Raw genomic sequence first — 18,672 nt, forward strand, 5'->3', positions numbered from 1 at the left:
ATTATGAATTTGTGGCTGGGTGAAATTTTAGCAACCAATGAGGTGGGGGAAACTTGGAAGCAGAAAGCAAGAGAAGCAGCACTGGTAGATAAGTTAAGGGCAGAAGCTTTTGGAATCGCGCCGGAAAATGTTGATGAAATGATCGAAAAGCGATCGCATTTACTAAAATCTGTCTTCCCAGCTTTTAGCGAATTCTGCCAAGCTACTCTCCAAGTACAACCCCAGGAAATGTTACAGGTGTTGTGGGACTTGTGGTTGCCTTTAGGGATCAAACTAGCATCGCAGCGCCAACAGTTAGGACGCCCCCTGATTCAAGGAATATTGGGAGGACAAGGCACTGGTAAAACTACAATGTCAAAGGTTCTCAGTTTGGTTGTCAATCAGTTGGGATACAGGACTGTCAGTTTATCTTTGGATGACTTATATAAAACTTACAGCGATCGCTTACTCCTAACACAGCAAGATCCCCGCTTAATTTGGCGCGGCCCACCAGGAACCCACGATATAGACTTAGGCTTAAATGTACTAGATCAAATCCGTGAGTTACAAAGCCCAGTGATGCTTCCCCGCTTTGATAAATCAGCTTATGGAGGTGCTGGCGATCGCACTACTTCCGAAATGGTGACGGATGTAGATATTGTACTATTTGAAGGTTGGTTTGTGGGTGTGCGACCAATCGACCCTGGTTTATTTGATACTGCGCCACCGCCAATTGTCACAGATGAAGATAGAGCATTTGCCCGTGAGATCAATCTTCGCCTCCACGATTATCTACCGCTGTGGGAGCGATTAGACAGTTTAATTGTGCTTTATCCCACCGATTACCGCTGTTCTTTGGAGTGGCGCAAACAGGCGGAACAACAGATGATTGCTGCGGGGAAACCGGGAATGAGCAATTCAGAGATAGAGCAATTTGTCAATTATTTTTGGCGATCGCTTCACCCGGAATTATTCATCAAGCCGTTGGTAAAAGATGCGACAGTGGTTGATTTAGTGATTGAGATTCATCCCGATCATAGCTTTGGTCAAGTGTATTGCGATCGCACTTAGGGCGTTAGTTCTCAAGCAAAATAAGCCAAGTCTTGCATATAAACATGCAATTCACTTCCTGGAGGCACAAGTTCTAAAATATTCGCTAATTTTGGTAGCCTCACAAATGTTGCCGCACCTTGTAAATAAATGTCTATTCTCTGATTATTTTCGTGCTTAATCATTTGGATATTCAGCACGGACATTTTGTGAATTAGTAAAACTCCTGTCAACAGAATACCAATTAAAACACCTGTGATGAGGTCAGTAACAACAATCCCGATTAAAGTGGCAGCAAATATCACCAGAGGAAAACGTCCATACTTCTTTAACTGGCGAATATGTTCTACTTCGATTAGTTTGTAACCAGTAACAACTAGAATTGCTGCCAGACTAGAAATAGGGATTATTTTCAGCAAGGTTGGGGCTGCAATTACTAAAATTAACAGCCATAAACCGTGAAGCATTGTTGATAATCTAGTTTTAGCGCCAGCTTCTACGTTTACAGAGCTGCGGGCTATCACTCCTGTCATCGGCAAAGCACCCAAGAACCCACATATAATGTTGCCAATTCCTTGGGCTGTTAATTCACGATCAAAATCGGTTCTTGTCCCGGTATGCAGTCGATCTACTGCTACAGCTGAAAGTAAACTTTCTGTACTAGCAATAAATGCGATCACGATCGCATCTAGCAAAACTGGTGCCTGAATTAGGCGTGGTAAGCTGGCAAGGTGAACTGTTACAATGCAGCCGAAACTAGACTTGCATTGAATAGTTCAAACCTATTTACTGGGTTTTAATTACAACTCTAGTGTACTGAGATAATCAGCCCTCAAATAGCAAGCACGAAATCATTAAGTTAAATTGACTTACGGTTATAGTTACTATTTACATTTCTTAATGATTACAAGTACATGATAACAATAGTGTTATCTGATTGATATTACATAACTTTTTTATTGGATTCGCCGCAAAATATTAATTAAAATTAAACAATAAATTATAATTGCTAGAAAAAAGGTATAATGCTATCCTTGTAATTTAAATAATTATATTTATGATCGCTCTCTAGATTTTGAGAAATTTTTTTTGAAAGTCTCTTAGCGCTTGATGGGATTCATCCAAGCTTCTAATCGGCTAAACGCTTGGGAAGAAAGTAGCGTCAAACATAAATAAACAACCGCTACACCTGCGTAAATCTCAAAGGCGCGATAGTTATCAGCAACAATTAACTGTCCTTTACGTAGTAATTCTTCAAACCCAATCACAGAAACTAAGCTAGTATCTTTCAACAAACTGATAAACTCATTCCCCAAAGGTGGAATCATCCGCCGGAAAGCTTGGGGAAAAATTACATAACTCATAGTTTGCACAGAACTTAAACCTAATGATTTTGCTGCTTCTGCTTGTCCTGGTTCAATTGATTGAATCCCAGCACGAACAACTTCGGCAATGTATGCAGCGCTATTCAAACTTAAAGCAATTACCCCGGCACTTAGACGATCAAAAGAAAATGTCAAACCAAGTTCTTGTAAAATTGCTGGTAAACCAAAGTAAATCATAAAAATTTGCACCAGCAAAGGCGTTCCCCGAAAAAAATCTACATACGCCCTCGCCAACCAACGCACAGGTGCAATATGAGAAAGGCGAACAATACCAATTAAGGAACCGCCAATTAAACCAAATACTACCGAAAGTATCGTCAATTGCAACGTTATCAATGCACCCTGCAACAGACTTGGAAAAGCCTGCAAAACCACGCTAATTGAAGTTAATATTTTAGGTGCGCCAGCGTTAGTTTGATTCTCAAATGGTGATTTAGCTGGTAGTGATGGCGGTTCAACTTTAAACCATTTCTGGTAAATCTGGGAATAAGTGCCATTTTTTAACACCCTATCCAAGCCATCATTTATCAATGCCAAATTCGGCGAATCTTTAGCTGTAGCAATGCCATAGAACTCCTCCGTCAACAATTTCTCTACTACTTTAATTTCCTTAAGATTGCCTGTATTAATTGCATATAAAGTTACAGGTGCATCATTAATTACTGCATCCACATTACCATTGAGCAATTCTTGCAGGGCTATGGGTGCAGAATCAAAACTGCGAATTTGCACCCCTGGAATACTCTTAGCCTTTGCAGCCCCGGTTGTACCAATTTGTACAGCAATTTTTTTATTTTTGAGACTGTCAAAACCAGTAATATCTTGATTGTCTGCACGAATTGCGATCGCTAACCCAGCCTTAAAATAAGGACGGGAAAAAGAAATAGTCTTCGCCCTCTCCTCTGTAATCGTGATCGAACTAATGGCCGCATCTACCGTTTTGGCTTGCAAAGCTGGGATAATGCCATCAAAAGGCAGACTTTGAAAATTCACTTTAAAGTTAGCAGAGGAAGCGATGCCTGCGGCGGGCTTCGCCAACGCATTCATCAAATCAATCGAAAAACCCTGCAACTCGCCACCTTTTCCCTGAAACTCAAAAGGTGGAAATGCCGGTTCAGTAGCAACCCGCAGAGTTTTCCCCGCACTAGGATTCACCCTACAGCCAGCCAGTAACAAACAGCAAAAACCTACAACCACACACCAGCGCACAAAACCAAATTTAACCATATTATATTCTCTTCCCTCTGCGCTCTTGGCGTCTTGGCGGTTCGTTAAAAATCTTACAATCAAATTTAGAGCAGCTTGGCATAAGTAATGAACAATACCATCCCCGCTATTATTTTTGACAATATCGAAAAAAACTTTGGTTCCCTCAAAGTTCTCAAAGGAATCACCGGCGAAATCAATCGGGGAGAAGTGGTTGCAGTTATCGGTTCCTCCGGTTGTGGTAAAAGTACTCTACTACGCTGCTTCAACCGCTTAGAAACCATTGACAAAGGGCGTTTAATCATCAACGGAATTAACTTATCCCGACCCACTGTCAACTATAGCCAACTGCGGCAACTACGAACACAAGTAGGCATGGTTTTTCAACAGTTCAACCTGTTTCCCCATCTCAGCGTCTTAGAAAATATGACACTCGCACCGCGTAAAGTCTTGGGTAAAACACCAAAAGAAAGCGCCCAACTAGCGAGATTATATTTAGAAAAAGTTGGCTTATCTGACAAAGCCTCTGCTTATCCCGAACAACTCTCTGGCGGACAAAAGCAACGAGTAGCGATCGCTCGTAGTTTATGTATGAATCCCCAAATCATGCTATTTGACGAACCCACCAGCGCCCTAGATCCCGAACTCGTCGGCGAAGTTCTGCAAGTGATGCAGCAATTAGCCACAGAAGGGATGACAATGGTAGTTGTCACCCATGAAATGCAATTTGCGCGGGAAGTTGCCCATCAAGTGATATTTTTGGACAAAGGTATTGTGACAGAACAAGGCCCAGCCTATGAAGTGCTGACCAATCCCCAAAGCGATCGCCTACGTATTTTCCTAAGTCGCCTCAACGTTAGATAGTTAGGAGTTAGGAGTTAGGAGTTAGGAGTTATAAATTAAAGGCTTCTTTTGCACTCATCACTGGCTCAATGCACCGCTCCCGCTAACATCACTCAGCACTCAGCACTCATCACTCTTTAAAGATACTCGCGCAAAAAATCAAAGGGATCGTCTTCCCAACAAGGTTCAGGTATTAGCCAAAATAAACTACCGCTAATGTCGGCTTCAATTTCATCACCGTCGTCTCTATCAAATAGTTCTATCAAAGCTGTCCAATCACGTTCTCTGAGAGATGTTATCGATGGGGCATATACCTGGAGATTATTTGAGTAATTCACGCGCAAAGTTGTGCTTGACAGCCGTAAAAAGTTAGTATATAAGTCTAGAAATAATCAGATTCTAGCTTTGACAACCGCAGTTATACCAATTCAAAATTCAAAAAGTTTGATTTAATCTGGCTTTTCAGGTTTGTATCTATCACATTCTTTTTTCAAATGGGTATTAAATAGTTATTTTAATACTATTAAATATGGACTACTCTCATTAGTGTCTCACAATTTAAATAGGACTGCTATAGTATTTATTACATATTACAAGCTGAATTTACTCAGACCGTAAAAATCCTTGAGGCTGAGATTCTACTAATTCCACGCCAAAGACTTCCGCAAAAGATTGTGCTATGTAAAAACGCACTTCTTGGCAGGTGATACCTGGAATCCATTCGGCTAAACTGCCTACAGGTTTGTCAGAAATACCGCAGGGTACAATGCGCTCAAAGCCTGTCATGTCTGGACAAACATTTAACGCAAAGCCGTGCATAGTAATCCAACGACTGACTTTAATACCAATAGCTGCAACTTTCCGCCCTTGCAACCAAACGCCAGTAAAAGCTGGAATTCTTTCTCCTTGCAATCCATAAATTGCCAATACGCGAATTATTACTTCTTCGAGTTGCCGTAAGTACCAATGGAGGTCTTTACGATAACGTTGCAGATTTAAAATTGGATAGCCTACCAGTTGACCGGGACAATGGTAAGTAACCTCGCCACCCCGTTCAACTCGATGCACATCATACTGGCTTTTGTCAATATCAAATTTGAGAAAGTCTGAGTTGCTTCCTTGTCCCAAAGTGTAGACAGGAGGATGTTCTAGCAAAATTAACACATCATCTAGACTTGGGTCATGAATGCGCTCAGTCAGAAGCGATCGCTGCCATCCATGAGCTTCCAAGTAAGGCATTAATCCTTGGTTATACAGCAAACAAATGTTTTTTTGTGGATCATTACTATGGATCATGCCAAAATTCAACCGTATAAAGAACGAAATATATTTCAAATTACAGGATTAGAATAAACAATTGTCAAGCTTTGCAAAGGATTTTAAAGGAAAGTCAAGGGAACATGCATTAGAAAATACAAAGTGCTAGCTTGAATATATAACCTCAATAGGTTTTAGGAGGAATTCTCTGCAATAAGCATTATGCCAAGACAATAAGGAAGAATGTACTGGCTGATGACTTTAATATCATTGTTTGCATTTTAAACAGAATCAAACTTCCACAAAACCTTGTATTCTTGAACAACAGCAAGCAAACCTCAATCGAACACAGAAGGAGCAACTATCAACAGTTCTGTAAGCATTCCTTTAAAGGAAAAGGTAGTCATAGAAGCGACAATTAGATTTCCTCAACTCTTGAGTGCTAATTGGATATACAATTAGACATCAGCGCAGAGATGCGGAGGTAAATCAAGGGTATAGTTGACAATTCCTCAGATGCAGTAAGCTGAGAGACAGCTTAACAGCAGTAGATACAATATAGTTCACAATTTGTTTTGGCGGGGGTAATAAACCTTACCGCAATTTCTTTTCATACAAAGCAAATTCACACATCCAAAATATTCAGCGGGAGAGTATTACATGAAGCTTGTCATCCACGGCAAAAACATTGAAATCACCGATGCGATTCGCGAGTATGTACATCAAAAAATTGAAAAAGCAGTTAGTCACTTTCAAAGTATTACAAATGAAGTGGATGTGCATCTTAGCGTCGCCCGGAATCCCCGAATTAATCCAAGACAAGCGGCTGAAGTAACTATTTATGCTAATGGTAGCGTTATTCGTGCCGAGGAAAGCAGCGAAAGCTTATATGCCAGCATTGACTTAGTTGCAGATAAAATTGCCCGTCAACTGCGGAAATATAAAGAACGGCGTCAAGACCACAAAACTCAAGCTCTACCAACAGAAGTAGTTATTCCAGAGTCGATAGTAACAGATTTAATTGGCGATCGCACCGCCGAATTGCCCAACGAAGTCGTCCGCACCAAATACTTTTCTATGCCGCCGATGACCGTTGCAGAAGCCCTAGAACAACTGCAACTCGTGGGACACGACTTTTATATGTTCCACAATTCTGAAACTGGAGAGATTAATGTAATTTACGAACGTAACCACGGTGGTTATGGTGTTATCCATCCCCGCAATGGTAACGGACATACTAACGGCAAAAATGGCAAGGCAAGCCACACTAATATAGTCATGCCGGAAAAGTCGCATTCGAGTAAATAGGGAGATGAGGGGAGCAGGGGAGAAGTTGCAGTAAGCCTTTCCCCTCTCCACCTCTGCCTCATCCAATGCCCATTCTCTCATTTGACAAACTGTTGCAAAGTTTTCAGATATTAGAAAAGATTTTCACTTTAAAATAGCTCAAACGCTTCTTAATAAAGATTTGGCATAGATAAGCTTTTGCCGAAAGTGGGTTAAAGCGTCGCCACAAATATATTCAATTCGACACACAAAAACTTTTTCCTCTTGCTAATCAGAAAATTCTAGAACGTTTTGCCATATTTGTGTCGGGGAAAGGCTAAAAGAAATTCCATCCCTTTCTCCCACTTCTGCAAGAAGTCTATTGCTCGATTTCATAATTTCTGGCAGCCAAATATTGATACATTTGCCAACGGGTTTTGACATCGGCTTGAGCTTCTTTAAGTAACTGTTGTGCCGCTTCTTGATTACTTTTAGTTAACATTTTGAAGCGGTTTTCTAGATACATATATTGCTCTAGCGGTAACTTTGGTGTACGCGAATCTAGTTGTAGTGGGTTTTCTCCCTGTTTGATACGGTCTGGATTAAATCGATACAATAACCATTGACCGGAATCGACAGCAGCTTTTTGATTATGCATTGCTGTACTCATGTTGATACCGTGGGCGATGCAATGGCTGTTGACATCATCATTGATTCCCACAGTAAAATGATTTTTTTTTGTTCAGATGCAGCAAGGTTATCGAAGACCGCTTTAATCATCGCTGGTGTAAATTCTTTAGAAGATAAACCGTAACGACCACCAACGACTTTAGGCAGAGGGGAATCTAACTCTAATTTCTCCCCTGCTCTCTTATCTCCCCATTCCTCATGGATAGCAGCAACTACATCCAAATATAATGGTTCACCAGATGCGGCTGGTTCTTTGATGCGATCGAGAACGGCGATGGTGCAGGTAGTTGCTGGCAAGGCGGCGACAAAGCACTTGGCATAAAATGGGCGATATAGTCGTACTTTCAAAACGCCCACTTGCTCACCACAGGTGTTGAGGTAATCTACTATTTCATGTACAGCATCAGAACCAGAACCCATAAGCACAATAACTCGTTTGGCTGCTGGATCGCCGTGGTATTCAAATAGTTGATATTGTCGCCCAGTCATCGCCGCAAATTCATCCATGACTTTCTGGGTGATGTCTGCACAAGCTAGATAGTAAGGATTGACAGTTTCTCTAGCTTGAAAGTAGACATCAGGGTTTTGGGTTGTACCGCGCAAAACAGGTTTATCGGAGGTGAGGGCGCGCGACCGATGGGCCAATACTAATTCATCGGGAATAAATTTTCGTAAGTCATCTTCTGCTAACAGTTCAATTTTGTTAATTTCGTGAGAGGTACGAAAACCATCAAAAAAGTGCAGAAAGGGTATTCGTGATTCTAAAGTCGCTCGTGTTGCGATCAAAGCAAAGTCTTGTGCTTCTTGCACTGATGCGGCACACAACATAGCAAAACCAGTACTACGCGCCGCCATGACATCACTATGATCGCCAAAAATAGAGAGGGCTTGCGCGGCTAGCGATCGCGCGGCAATATGAAAAACTGTAGGTGTTAATTCTCCAGCAATTTTGTACATATTGGGGATCATCAACAATAATCCCTGCGATGCTGTAAATGTGGTTGTCAGTGAACCAGTTTGCAAAGCACCATGTACAGCACCAGCCACACCTCCCTCACTCTGCATCTGTACCACCGAGGGAACAGTACCCCAAATATTGCGTTTTCCTTCACTAGCCCAAGCATCTGCCCACTCAGCCATCGGTGAAGAAGGAGTAATGGGATAAATCGCAATGACTTCATTGATTCGATAGACAACCTGGGCAACAGCCTCATTGCCGTCTATGGTTGCAAATGTTCTGTTCTTCATCTTCTTGCACCTGCGAAAGTCCCGTTAGAGCTAGCCATCATTAAGCTCAATCCACATTAGGACAAGAAACTGAGAAACTTGTGAAGAAATAAAATTTATTGGGGACTAGTTGAGCGCTTTGTTATTCAAACATTTATTATACAGTTGATTTTATCTGCCTGATACATTGCAAGTTGATTGATAACTTCAATAATATTCAGGCGATGAATCAAGACACTTCTAAAAAAGCCAGTTCAAACTCGTTGCCTTGACGCACTTCACAATAAGCTTGCTGACACTCTGGACATTCATTCAGTTCGCTAATTGGGTTAAATTCAATGTTGCAATTCGAGCAATAACAAACAACAGGAACATTCTCTACTTGCAGTTTGGCATCTTCCGCTATTGTTCCTTTTTTGGCAACATCAAAGGCAACCTCCAAAGAATCTGGCACTACATCAGATGCCTCACCCACGCGCATTTGTACTAAACGAATATGTTGAGCGCCTTCGTCTTTAGCTCGTTTGACAGCAGCATCAAGAATATTTTGCATCATGCCAACTTCATGCATAATTCTTTCCTCGCAGTTTTGATTAAGTGGTTGATTTTATCAATTGCTATCTCTATTCCTTGTTCAGCAAGAGGTGATAGATTCTCACCCAATTCAAAGTTCACTCCTGGTACCGTCACCCACCAAGCTGGCGGACAATGACCGTACAGGGCTAGAGTCAAAGTTAAGAGCGATCGCGGATCGGCTGTATGTCCGGTGATAACATTGGAAGAGTTAGGTAAGAGTGATTGTACTTGCACCTGGGAACTTTTGGACACTAAACAAGCATCAATAAATACTGCTTTGGCAGTATTTATTGATGCTTGGGCAAGTTCGGGGGTAAGTTGGTGGACAGCAATGGATTTCACATTTGATAACTGCAACATCTTAGCTACTCGTTGACCAATGCCATCATCACTACGCAACTCATTACCGTAACCAATTGCGACCGCCTCCGGTAGAATATAGCCCATCGCATTACAATTCATACTTTTTACTTATCCAACCCTATTTTTAGGTTAGATAAAAAATTTGAGGAACTTGTGAGGAAATATTTTAATTAAACAGTTTTTTCATCTATTAAAAATAAATTCTCAAAATTGACTATTCAAAATAGGTTAAACTGTATGTATAAGCTAGCAAAATATTAGTACAATCTGCAACAATTCTTAATACATAGATTAAGAAGAAGTGGGTTTTGTCAGCATATATTAGATTAAGTTCAAGAGGTGAGTATCATGCAAAAAGAATATATGGAGATTTTAGAATCATTAATTAATAAATTGACATTATCTGCAATATTAGAAATGTTAGAGCGAATATGTCACAAAAAAGCGGAAAATCTGAGAACTCATTGGCAAGATGAGACTTCAGCAAAGCTTTGGGATAAAGCCGCTAGACAGATAGAACAGATAAATGTTGATGTTTGATTGAAGAATAATTCAGAATTCAGGAGTCAGAATCAATGGGTAGATGATTCAGAGCCACCACGTAATTATTGCACCCCTAAATCATAGATTTGGTGTGGTGTTGTAAGGTTTATTCAGCGTTCGATTAAGCGCTCACGCCCAAGTTCATCAGTCTCGCAGAATTCAAGAATGGCGATCTTGGGAAGGCAATGCTTGATACGCTCATTGCATGACTCTGCTATCAATTGGTAGTGAAAAATCACGAGACCATTCATTCCAAGAGCCAAAATAATTTCTAGCAGAAATTCCCGCCTCTTCAAGGGCTATTAATGTATTAGCAGCCCTTGAACCCTTAAAGCAGTAAATATACACAATAGACTCTGAAGTAATACCTACTGACTGACAAATTTCTCGGATTTCATCTGGCGATCGAAACGTGGGAATTTCCGATTCAGAATTCATCAGATGATGCCATTCTAACCATACAGCGTTAGGGATTCTGCCTTTGCGGGGACAAAAATCAGGATGGTAAGGAGAAGAACTCAACCCAAGCCATTCGTTGCGATCGCGCACATCTAATTTAATAATTACTGGATTGTCAATTGCTTGCAACATCTCCGTGGTAGTCACCATTATGTCAGCGTTGGGATGCAATCTAAATATGCTGCTTTCACGCTTCGGTACTTCATCGGTAGTAGGTAATCCTGCCTTGAGCCATGCTCTATATCCTCCGTGTAAAATAGATACGTGAGTGCAACCCAAATATTTCAGTAAGAAAGCTGCTCGACAAGATTGACCATAACCTTTATTTAAAGCATCTTCGTAAACAATTAACTGTTCCGTACCAGATATTCCTACGCTGCTCATGATTTCTGCAAAGTACTCTTGCAATTCCTTTAATCCTGTTGGGGAGGAATTCTCTAAAAGATATGTGAAAAAATCTCTAATATTTATGGCTTGAGAAATATGAGAAATAGCATAATCTTCTTGACTTCGCGTATCGATAATGACAGTTTGTGATGATTTTTCTGCTAGCAGTGACGTGATTTCTTGAGGAGAAATGAGGAGTTTTCTATTCACGCTTTCATGCTTCTGTTATCGTGACATTAGGTATTATCGCTCTTAATAGATTCGCATTTTGGAATGAAAATCACAGAAACATGAAGGTGAAATGTTACGAGAGAACTTTTATGAATGTGTTGTTTTTAAGCAAGAATTAATGATCCAGAATTCTAAATAAATTACTCTCGCAAAACCTCATTAACAACACTTCCATCAACATCAACTAATTGAATATGTAAAGGCATTTGTCCCGCCACATGAGTAGAACAACTCAAACAAGGGTCAAAAGCTCGAATTCCTGCCTCAACTCGGTTTAACATCCCTTCAGTAATTTCCGAACCGTGAATAAAATGTCGGGCAATTTGAGCTACTGTGCGATTCATCGCTAAATTATTCTGACCTGTGGCAATTATTAAATTTACTTTCTGAAGTAACCCATTTTCATCAACTTGATAATGGTGAAATAATGTCCCGCGTGGCGCTTCACTACAACCAACTGCTTCTAATTGGTTAATCCCAGCATCAGCCCGCAATTTGGCAGACATTAAATCTGGGTCATCTATGATAATTTCTATGCGTTCGATGCCAGCCAAAATTTCAATTAATCGGGCGTAATGATAGAAAAATGATGATGTAACTGTACCTTTGCCATAATCTCTAAATTCTCGTAATTCCGCATCAGCTAAAGGCGTGCCAATATGATTACAAATATTCAGACGTGCTAGCGGGCCTACCCGATAAATACCACTATCTAAACGACAGCGATCGCTCTGGTCAGGATAACCCAAAAAACGATAGTAGGGAGACTTTAAATAAGAATCCGGTTGAACTATTTCACCGATAAATTCTTGATAATTAGTAGGATCGAGTTTATCAGCAATGATATTCCCAGCGCTATCTACAAAGCGAATATGTCCGTCGTAATGTTCCCACAAACCATCGGGAGTGACTAACCCCATAAATAAGCTAGGAAAATTCCCAAAGGTTTGTATTTCTTTTTCGTAATCTTTGATTAAGCGTTTAAATCTACCCAGTGCATCTAATATTATCGTGCGTGCTTCTGGGATGCGGTTTTGAATATGGGTGCGTCCTTCTTGCGATAATGGTTCGCGGACACCACCAGGAACCGCCCATGATGGATGTATCTTTTGTCCTCCCAATTGTTCGATAATTTCTTGTCCAAATTGACGCAAACGAATTCCCCCACGTGCTAGTTCTGGTTCTGCTGCAATCAAGCCAAATACATTGCGTTTTTGAGGATCGCTATCCATTCCTAACAATAAATCTGGGGCGCTGAGATGGAAGAAACTCAAGGCGTGGGATTGAATAATTTGTCCCAAATTCATTAAGCGGCGCAGTTTTTCGGCAGCTTTGGGAATTGTCACCGCAAGAACGCGATCGCCTGCTTTGGCAGAGGCTAACAAATGACTCACCGGACAAATTACACAAATCCGCGCCGTAATTCCTGGCATTTCCCAGAGAGGACGACCTTCACAAAACTTCTCAAAACCACGAAATTCTGTGACATGAAACCGAGCATCGCTGACTTGTCCGTTATCATCCAAGTAAATAGAGATTTTGGCGTGTCCTTCAATGCGAGTAACTGGATCGATAATAATTTTTTGAGACATAAGCCTCTCTTTTCGGTGGTGAGTTGTTATTTTTGAGACGCTATATATGAGGAAACAATAAGTTCGTAGTCAGGACTTTAGTCCTAAATTTTGAAGCACTAAAGTGCTTACTACGAACTGAGCACTAGACCATTTGGAGTTGCTTAACTGTCATGCGATCGCGTTTTATCCACCACCAGCAGAATGCACCCAAACCGAGGAGGAAGATGAACAAGTTGAGAATGTTGCCTTCTGCCTCAAAACATTTTATGCAAAAGAAAACTGCTGTATTGATGAGCTTATCCACTACACCAGTTGTCATAAATTTCTTTGGCTTCTGGATATTCATCACAGTATTCTTCAAAAGCAGTTTTTACAACTTTCTCTGCCCGTTGATGTGCTATCTCAGCTTGTAATTCCTCAATTGCATCCCAAGCAGCAGCACATTCTTCTGAACGAATACCTTTTTGAGCGCAAACGGCACGAGTGTGTTTAATTTCGTCCTCAAGCTGTTGTTCTAGTAGGATAGTATGGGGTTTTTCAAGAAAGTGACTATTAGCGAGAATGTCAGCCAGGGAAATGATACCCAGTAGTTTGCCCTGAATAACAGGCGCTCTCTGCAAATTATGGTCAGCAAATAATCGTGCTACATATTCTAAGCCTAGATCGGGATTGACAACGATACAAGGCTTGGTCATCACTTCATAAACACGCACTTTAGAGGGATCTTTATCATAAGCAATCACTTTATAGACAATATCCTTTTCGGTAATAATGCCATAGGCATCTTGTTCATGGCGATGATCTACAACCAGAGCTTTCCAGTCCCTTGCCCTTAAAAGTTTGACTGCTTCAGCTACCGTTGCAGAACTGCGAATCGTAGCAATATCTTTAGTCATAATGTCAGATGCTTTCAACATAATGCTCTCCAAATGTATAAGGAAGCTGATGCAATACGGATTTAATCAATTTAATATTCTTCAGATTGAGAATAGATTTTTCCCAATATTTAAGGTGTATATGGAAAATCTAAATTGATTTGGTTGAAGTTGCAATAGGTTATAAATTACCAAAAAAATCTCGCTAACAATTTGAGTTAACAGCTAAAAATGTGAGCTTTCTAGATTGTGGTGTGATTGATTAGCCCTGGTGTGCAGCCGCATCCATTTAAAAGCAGTAATGTTTAATAATAAACCCACAAAGAATAACAAGACCATTAAGGCTATCTGATACCAGAGAACTGGTTGGACAAAGAAATCTAAAATCAGGTGTAGTAAGTTGATGATGCTGTAAAAGATAGTTAAACCAAAATGAATACTTCGATAACGCTTTGAATCGGTAAAAGCAGTAACGATAATTCCGAGCATTGGTAGGGCAAAAAATCCCAGCATCAACCACATAATTCCAGAAATATCATTGAGATTTGTCGCTTTTTGAGATTCGACAACAGATAAACCGTGAAAAAGTGGCATTAAGCCTAGTTGTGTATGAAACAATATTCCTAGCAGAAATACTGTCCAAAGAGCAATAATTCTTTCGCGATAATTAACTGCCATAATTGCTCCTCAAATTATTTGGAAATTACTTTACTTTCAACTTAGATAAAGAATTTGAGTAACTTGTGAAGTTTAACCAAACTTAATAAATTCGCGTCCTTCTAAGTGTGGCTTTTCTCCCCTTAATAGTGGCTCTAATACTGCTTTAATTCTAGTTGCTGAAGGTGGGCAATCTGGTAATTATACATCAACTTTGACTCTTGTATGAACTGGGATCACCCGATCTAATAATGTTGGTACAATACCTGGTTCATGGGGAATTTGACCATGAATATCCACCGCTTCAATGTAACAAAGCTGAAGGACAGGTTCGGCACTACCTAAAGGATTGCGTAAAGCAGTAACATTGCCAGTTACAGCACAATTGCCAAAGGAGACAAGAATTTGCGATCGCTCTCTGACTGTCTGAATCATTTGCAGGTGATCTTCATTAGCGATTGCACCTTCAACTAATACCACATCCACTCCTTGGGGATATTCTTTGGTATCAACAAAAGGACTAAAAACTAAATCTACTTGTGCTGCTAAATCAATCAGCCATTCGTCCAAATCGAGAAAAGACATGTGACAGCCAGAACAACCACCTAGCCAAACTGTTGCTAATTTTAAACGAGCCATAATAATTCGTAATTTGTAATTAGATTAATGAATAATTATTTTTTATTTCATCTCTGAAGGTTCCATTGCTGTTTCTCTCGTGCTGTAACTAAAAAATCAAGTTTGGCGCGATTGCGTTTCAGTTCACCGACGCTGGAACCTTGGTAAAAAAGCGCGCCTGTTGGGCAAGCATTAACGCATTTGCCGCAAGAAGTACAAGTGTCTGAGGTTCCCCAAGGCTGATTTAAATCAGTGATTACATGAGAATTTGTCCCCCTACCCGCCATATCCCAAGTGTGCGCTCCTTCGATTTCGTCGCAAACACGGACGCAACGAGTGCAAAGAACACAACGGTTGTGATCGACGCCGAAGCGATCGTGAGAAATATCAACTTTGCGATCGGGGAAATGGTAATCCAAACGCACATGATCCATACCCATTTCAATGGCTAAGTCTTGCAATTCGCAATTACCATTAGCTACACAAACCGAACAAATGTGATTGCCTTCAGCAAATAGCATTTCGATAATTGTGCGACGATATTTTTGTAAGCGATCGCTATTTGTTTGAACTTCCATTCCTTCAGTAACTTTTGTCACACAAGCAGGTTGAAGTTTATTACTGCCAGCAATTTCTATTAAACATAGCCGACAAGCCCCAACATCCCCAACCCCTTGCAAGTGACACAAAGTTGAAATGTGAATTCCTGCATCCTGGGCTGCTTGGAGAATAGTTTCTTCCTCACGGGCGCTGATTAATTGATCGTTGATTGTTAAAGTTTTTATTGACATTTATGACCTCAGCATTTTTAAATAGCTATATTCTTTAACGAAACTCAGCTTGCTCAATCGTGGCACGGAAAAATTCAGAGTAACGCTCTGTCCCAAACCACCAGCCTGCACTCATCTGGGAAGGAATTGTAAATCCTCCAAATGTCTTTTCTTCTTGGTACTCTCCGCCAAATGGAATGTAAGTATAGCTACCATCTTCTGTTTGATCTCCCCAACGTGGCAGAGAAAGCTTTAGGAGTTTGCCGTTAGCATCTATAAACAGTGTCAGCGTTACAGGTTCATCATCAACTTTTAGACTAGCTTGGATAGTCTTCTCATCTATTACTTTCCAACTTACGCCGCACTGAGGTAGTAAAACAGAAGGTAGCCAGAAAAATTCTCCTGCGAATCGTCCAATACTAGAGCGAGTAATATCAGGACTGTGGGCATTGACGAGCGGAATCAGTCCCCAAAGAGAGAACCGCATTCGACCAGATTTGTTGGTATAGCGATCGCTGCCGATCATTTGAAACAAACCACTACCAATCCTTGCTTTCCAGACAAATCCTTTTGTTGAGAGAATTTCTGTAGCTTGCATTGGTATCCACGGTTTATCCTGCGCCATCCTAAAACTGCCACTCATTTCCAAGCTGACAGAGGAAGCAAGAGGAGTTCCTGGTGCAATGCTATGTAAAAAATAGCGTTGTACAGGAGCAGGTAATCCTGCAACCATATCTTTAGTAAAACGATTTTCTGTTGGCAATCCTTCGAGCGATCGCCAAATTCTATCAACTTCCTGTTCGTTCTTTACACCGATGATAACTAGAATTATGAATGCGATTGCCACCAATGCAGCAATGCTTAAAAAAACTTTGGTAAACATTTGCCTAACTTATTAGGGACGCACAGATATGCGCCCCTAGAACATGGTCTATTTACCTGAAAATAGCTGTAATGAGGCGATACATGCTACAAGTATGCCATTCAATCCCCAGGTTATTCTCGTTTCTCAACCACAATAGTGAGATGAGCTACCATTGCGCCAATGACGCTAACAGCAGCGATGACTGGAAATAGAGCCGCACCGATCGCACCACCAACCACTCCAACTGTTAACGGGATTTCAATCAATATCCTTCCTTCTTCATTTTTGATAATAATCCGGCGAATATTTCCTTGATGAATGAGTTCCTTAAATTTGGTAACTAAGGCATCACCACGGATGCTAAATTCTTCCACAGCAATCTTTTCCTCAGTTTTCGCTTCCGACTCTGTAGCCACGATCTCAGCTTGAATCTTTTCGATATTTTCTTCGGTATGAGCAATAGGTGCGTTCATTTTCTCACCCTCCATCGCTGGTTATACTTCAAGAGTAAACAAAAATGTTGAGGAAGTTGTGAAGTTGTACCTTTTGTATTTTTAAGAAGATATGGCGGTTTGTTTAATCAAAGCCAAATACTCATCCCGGAAATAACGCAATGTACTAAATACCGGATTGGGTGCTGACTGTCCCAAGCCGCACAAACTGGTATGTTTCACCATATCGCACAGTTCTTCTAACAATTTCAAGTCAGCAAAGGATGCTTTACCTTCACTAATCTTTGTCAACAATTTATACAACTGCACTGTACCAACGCGACAGGGGATGCACTTACCACAAGACTCATCCATGCAGAATTCCATGAAAAAGCGGGCGACATCTACCATGTTGGTGCTTTCGTCCATGACAATCATGCCGCCGGAACCCATCATCGAACCTAGTTGACACCGAGGCGTTGGGCTTGGCGAATGGCAATTTGCAGACGATTGATTGCGACGGGATATTCAGCACGAATATAAATGTAACCTTGGTTAGCACCTACAGAGTATGCTGCGATCGCCACTGTCACGGTTTCGCCCACCATAACCAAAACACCTGGAAGCATTTTGATGGTTTTAGTTCAGAACACAAGTCCATTCGTTCAGAACACAAGTCTATTCGTTCAGAACACAAGTCTATTCGTTCACAAAACAAGTCTATTCGTTCACAAAACAAGTCTATTCGTTCAGAACACAAGTCCATTCGTTCAGAACACAAGTCCGTTCTCAACCTTTTATTCTCTAGCATCGTGTAATTACTGAGCTATTAATCCAATCTTATTACAAAAAACACCTTTATTTGCAAGCTTTATTGAACCGTTACATTGTCCCATTGAGACACCCTAGAAAGATAAGTTTAGTAAAAGATGTGCATTGATGCCACGCAAAAAAAGAACTTCTCCCGTGCTAGAAAAAACCGAACAGAGAGTAATCGGATTTAAATCAATTGATTCCAGCCTTGACTTTGGGGATTCCATCAGTTTAAACCATTTAACCGAGTTAACCGGGCAACTCCGCAACCAAATTGACCAGTATAATATGATGCTAACCGCCATTGACTCAGCAAAGGCAAAAATAGAAACCCTTGAAAAGACCATCCGCGAAACTTCAGAACGCTTAGTTAGTGGTGTGGCATTGAAGTATGGCAAAGACAGCCGGGAATACGAGATGACAGGCGGGGTACGCAAAAGCGATCGCATTCGGAAAGCCACCATCACTCGCTTAAAATCAACCGCAGACTCAAAAACGGCTTCTAAACAGACGGCGTAACGGACAACAAGTAGGCATCATTTACCATAAATGATGCCTATTGCTTTGCGAACGATTCGTGTTGAATTAACGCCGTGTGCAACTTTCT

General features: G+C 40.8%; 22 protein-coding genes and 2 pseudogenes. 5 read left to right on the forward strand and 19 right to left on the reverse strand.

What is annotated here, in order from left to right:
* The first annotated feature begins 3 nt into the window (after window positions 1–3).
* Window positions 4–1,050, forward strand: coding sequence for a glycerate kinase (locus HWQ42_RS28090; RefSeq protein ID WP_292817668.1), 1,047 nt, complete (start codon window positions 4–6; stop codon window positions 1,048–1,050).
* An 11-nt stretch (window positions 1,051–1,061) separates the two neighbouring features.
* Here HWQ42_RS28090 and HWQ42_RS28095 read toward each other — a convergent pair whose 3' ends face one another.
* Window positions 1,062–1,724, reverse strand: coding sequence for a SulP family inorganic anion transporter (locus HWQ42_RS28095; protein ID WP_292817670.1), 663 nt, complete (start codon window positions 1,722–1,724; stop codon window positions 1,062–1,064).
* 405 nt (window positions 1,725–2,129) lie between these two features.
* The gene (locus HWQ42_RS28100; protein WP_292817672.1) at window positions 2,130–3,641 is read right to left on the reverse strand and encodes an ABC transporter permease subunit; all 1,512 of its coding nucleotides are present in this window, start codon (window positions 3,639–3,641) and stop codon (window positions 2,130–2,132) included.
* An 87-nt stretch (window positions 3,642–3,728) separates the two neighbouring features.
* On the opposite strand from HWQ42_RS28100, the gene HWQ42_RS28105 reads away from it, so the two are divergent.
* Window positions 3,729–4,484: an amino acid ABC transporter ATP-binding protein gene (locus HWQ42_RS28105; protein WP_292817674.1), complete on the forward strand. Its 756-nt coding sequence runs from the start codon at window positions 3,729–3,731 to the stop codon at window positions 4,482–4,484.
* A gap of 116 nt (window positions 4,485–4,600) precedes the next feature.
* Here HWQ42_RS28105 and HWQ42_RS28110 read toward each other — a convergent pair whose 3' ends face one another.
* Both HWQ42_RS28110 and lipB read right to left on the reverse strand, forming a co-directional pair.
* Window positions 4,601–4,801 (reverse strand): hypothetical protein, encoded by a 201-nt coding sequence (locus tag HWQ42_RS28110; protein ID WP_094348136.1) that lies wholly within the window; start codon window positions 4,799–4,801, stop codon window positions 4,601–4,603.
* A 265-nt stretch (window positions 4,802–5,066) separates the two neighbouring features.
* A complete protein-coding gene (gene lipB, locus HWQ42_RS28115) occupies window positions 5,067–5,759 on the reverse strand; it encodes a lipoyl(octanoyl) transferase LipB (protein ID WP_292817676.1) in 693 nt (230 codons plus the stop codon).
* 621 nt (window positions 5,760–6,380) lie between these two features.
* Between lipB and raiA the strand changes: the two genes are divergently transcribed.
* Window positions 6,381–7,028, forward strand: coding sequence for a ribosome-associated translation inhibitor RaiA (gene raiA, locus HWQ42_RS28120; RefSeq protein ID WP_292817678.1), 648 nt, complete (start codon window positions 6,381–6,383; stop codon window positions 7,026–7,028).
* A 337-nt stretch (window positions 7,029–7,365) separates the two neighbouring features.
* Here the strand turns inward: raiA and HWQ42_RS28125 are convergent, their stop codons facing one another.
* From HWQ42_RS28125 to HWQ42_RS28140, 4 genes and pseudogenes are all read right to left on the reverse strand, one after another.
* The gene (locus HWQ42_RS28125; protein ID WP_292817839.1) at window positions 7,366–7,644 is read right to left on the reverse strand and encodes a hypothetical protein; all 279 of its coding nucleotides are present in this window, start codon (window positions 7,642–7,644) and stop codon (window positions 7,366–7,368) included.
* 39 nt (window positions 7,645–7,683) lie between these two features.
* Window positions 7,684–8,924: pseudogene (locus tag HWQ42_RS28130) on the reverse strand (pyruvate:ferredoxin (flavodoxin) oxidoreductase); the annotation flags it as partial.
* 208 nt (window positions 8,925–9,132) lie between these two features.
* The gene (gene hypA, locus HWQ42_RS28135) at window positions 9,133–9,474 is read right to left on the reverse strand and encodes a hydrogenase maturation nickel metallochaperone HypA (protein WP_292817680.1); all 342 of its coding nucleotides are present in this window, start codon (window positions 9,472–9,474) and stop codon (window positions 9,133–9,135) included.
* Window positions 9,456–9,941, reverse strand: coding sequence for a hydrogenase maturation protease (locus tag HWQ42_RS28140; protein WP_292817682.1), 486 nt, complete (start codon window positions 9,939–9,941; stop codon window positions 9,456–9,458). The genes hypA and HWQ42_RS28140 overlap by 19 nt, the downstream gene beginning before the upstream one ends.
* Window positions 9,942–10,190: 249 nt before the next feature.
* Between HWQ42_RS28140 and HWQ42_RS28145 the strand changes: the two genes are divergently transcribed.
* Entirely contained in the window at window positions 10,191–10,382 is a 192-nt protein-coding gene (locus tag HWQ42_RS28145) for a hypothetical protein (protein WP_099099305.1), read from the forward strand.
* A 201-nt stretch (window positions 10,383–10,583) separates the two neighbouring features.
* Here the strand turns inward: HWQ42_RS28145 and HWQ42_RS28150 are convergent, their stop codons facing one another.
* The 11 genes and pseudogenes from HWQ42_RS28150 to HWQ42_RS28200 form a co-directional block, all read right to left on the reverse strand.
* Window positions 10,584–11,441 (reverse strand): sulfurtransferase, encoded by an 858-nt coding sequence (locus HWQ42_RS28150; RefSeq protein ID WP_292817684.1) that lies wholly within the window; start codon window positions 11,439–11,441, stop codon window positions 10,584–10,586.
* A gap of 161 nt (window positions 11,442–11,602) precedes the next feature.
* Window positions 11,603–13,054, reverse strand: a complete 1,452-nt coding sequence (locus HWQ42_RS28155; RefSeq protein WP_292817686.1) for a Ni/Fe hydrogenase subunit alpha — start codon at window positions 13,052–13,054, stop codon at window positions 11,603–11,605.
* Window positions 13,055–13,178: 124 nt separating this feature from the next.
* Window positions 13,179–13,355, reverse strand: coding sequence for a hypothetical protein (locus HWQ42_RS28160; RefSeq protein WP_292817688.1), 177 nt, complete (start codon window positions 13,353–13,355; stop codon window positions 13,179–13,181).
* Window positions 13,333–13,953 (reverse strand): CBS domain-containing protein, encoded by a 621-nt coding sequence (locus HWQ42_RS28165; RefSeq protein WP_292817690.1) that lies wholly within the window; start codon window positions 13,951–13,953, stop codon window positions 13,333–13,335. Before HWQ42_RS28165 ends, HWQ42_RS28160 begins: the two co-directional genes overlap by 23 nt.
* A 183-nt stretch (window positions 13,954–14,136) precedes the next feature.
* Complete coding sequence (locus HWQ42_RS28170) at window positions 14,137–14,589, reverse strand: hypothetical protein (protein WP_292817692.1); 453 nt, start codon at window positions 14,587–14,589, stop codon at window positions 14,137–14,139.
* Between the two features lie 72 nt (window positions 14,590–14,661).
* Window positions 14,662–15,207: pseudogene (locus tag HWQ42_RS28175) on the reverse strand (oxidoreductase).
* 47 nt (window positions 15,208–15,254) lie between these two features.
* On the reverse strand, window positions 15,255–15,977 hold the full coding sequence (hoxU, locus tag HWQ42_RS28180; protein WP_292817694.1) for a bidirectional hydrogenase complex protein HoxU: 723 nt from the start codon (window positions 15,975–15,977) through the stop codon (window positions 15,255–15,257).
* A gap of 34 nt (window positions 15,978–16,011) precedes the next feature.
* Window positions 16,012–16,839 carry a DUF6544 family protein gene (locus HWQ42_RS28185; protein ID WP_292817696.1) on the reverse strand — a complete coding sequence of 276 codons (828 nt, stop codon included), beginning with the start codon at window positions 16,837–16,839 and terminating at the stop codon, window positions 16,012–16,014.
* A 113-nt stretch (window positions 16,840–16,952) separates the two neighbouring features.
* The gene (locus HWQ42_RS28190; protein WP_292817698.1) at window positions 16,953–17,294 is read right to left on the reverse strand and encodes a DUF4342 domain-containing protein; all 342 of its coding nucleotides are present in this window, start codon (window positions 17,292–17,294) and stop codon (window positions 16,953–16,955) included.
* Window positions 17,295–17,375: 81 nt separating this feature from the next.
* Window positions 17,376–17,708 carry an NADH-ubiquinone oxidoreductase-F iron-sulfur binding region domain-containing protein gene (locus HWQ42_RS28195; RefSeq protein ID WP_292817700.1) on the reverse strand — a complete coding sequence of 111 codons (333 nt, stop codon included), beginning with the start codon at window positions 17,706–17,708 and terminating at the stop codon, window positions 17,376–17,378.
* 5 nt (window positions 17,709–17,713) lie between these two features.
* Window positions 17,714–17,860, reverse strand: coding sequence for a hypothetical protein (locus tag HWQ42_RS28200; protein ID WP_292817702.1), 147 nt, complete (start codon window positions 17,858–17,860; stop codon window positions 17,714–17,716).
* 331 nt (window positions 17,861–18,191) lie between these two features.
* Here HWQ42_RS28200 and HWQ42_RS28205 point away from each other — a divergent pair, with 331 nt between their 5' ends.
* Window positions 18,192–18,584, forward strand: a complete 393-nt coding sequence (locus tag HWQ42_RS28205; RefSeq protein WP_292817704.1) for a hypothetical protein — start codon at window positions 18,192–18,194, stop codon at window positions 18,582–18,584.
* Window positions 18,585–18,672 lie beyond the last annotated feature (88 nt).

It is taken from the genome of Nostoc sp. JL23, from assembly GCF_017115065.1.
Classification (GTDB): Bacteria; Cyanobacteriota; Cyanobacteriia; order Cyanobacteriales; family Nostocaceae; genus Nostoc; species Nostoc punctiforme_A.